The 1,103-nt window shown below is 75.7% G+C and carries 2 protein-coding genes; both read left to right on the top strand.

The genetic code is table 11. The features are described 5' to 3' along the window. Positions 1–507 (top strand): 3-oxoacyl-[acyl-carrier-protein] synthase III C-terminal domain-containing protein (locus PROKR_RS28680; RefSeq protein ID WP_036970949.1); only part of this gene is annotated, 507 nt, incomplete at its 5' end. Position 508: 1 nt separating this feature from the next. Next, on the top strand, positions 509–1,036 hold the full coding sequence (locus tag PROKR_RS28675; RefSeq protein ID WP_036970870.1) for an isoprenylcysteine carboxyl methyltransferase family protein: 528 nt from the start codon (positions 509–511) through the stop codon (positions 1,034–1,036). The last annotated feature ends 67 nt before the right edge of the window (positions 1,037–1,103 follow it).

Genomic DNA, 1,103 nt, shown 5'->3' with positions numbered 1-1,103 from the left:
GTCGCCGTCGTCGTCGGCGCCGACCATCCGCTGGCGCGCGCGGGCGCGGTGGGCCCGCGGCGCACCGCCCGGGTGGTGGACACGCGCTCGGTGCTGTACCCCGGCACCACGGACGCCCTGGGCTGGGAGGTGCGGGACACGGGGTTCGCGATCGTGCTCTCCGCCGACCTGCCGGACCTGCTGGGTGCGCACCTGCTCGCGGACGTGAAGGGCCTGCTCGCCGAGCACGGCCTGACTCCGGCGGACGTGCCCACCTGGGTGGTGCACGCGGGCGGGCCGCGCGTGATCGACGCCGTGCGGGACGCCCTCGGGCTGGCCGAGGACGACGTCCGGGAGAGCCGGGCGAGCCTGGCGGGCGCGGGCAACCTCTCCTCGGTCTCGGTGCTGGACGTCCTGGCCAGGACCCTCGACCACTCGGCCGCCCCGGCCGGTGCGCCGGCCGTGCTCATGGCGTTCGGTCCGGGCGTCTCGTGCGAGCTGGTGCTGCTGCGCCTGGAAGGAAGCTGACGTGCTCGGGTTCTACGTCGCCCTAGTGGCCGCCACCGGGGTCGAGCGCCTCGCCGAGCTGGTGGTCTCCGCGCGGAACGCCCGGTGGTCGTCTCAGCGGGGTGGCATCGAGTCCGGCCGGGGACACTTCCCGGCGATGGTGGCCCTGCACACCGGGCTGCTGGTGGCGTGTGTCGCCGAGGCCGTGCTCGCCGGCCGGCCGTTCCTGCCGTGGCTCGGCTGGCCGATGCTCGTGCTCGTGCTGGCGAGCCAGGCCCTGCGCTGGTGGTGCGTGGCAACGCTCGGGCACCGGTGGAACACCCGCGTCATCGTGGTGCCGGGGCTGCCGCTGGTCTCGGGCGGCCCGTACCGGTGGCTGCGCCACCCCAACTACGTGGCGGTGGTGATCGAGGGGATCGCGCTCCCGCTGGTGCACACCTGCTGGGTCACGGCCCTCACGTTCACCGTGCTGAACGCGGTGCTGCTGGCCCGGTTCCGCATCCCGGCCGAGGAGCAGGCGCTCCGGCGGGCCGTGCCTGGGGCACGGTGAGCACGGGCGCCGCCCACGCGGACGTCGTGGTGGTGGGCGCCGGGCCGGTCGGCCTGGCGACGGCGGT

The organism is Promicromonospora kroppenstedtii DSM 19349, assembly GCF_000515355.1.
GTDB classification, from domain to species: Bacteria; Actinomycetota; Actinomycetes; order Actinomycetales; family Cellulomonadaceae; genus Promicromonospora; species Promicromonospora kroppenstedtii.
Note: the sequence above shows the minus strand (reverse complement) of the source record. Positions and strands in the feature narration are given on the sequence as shown.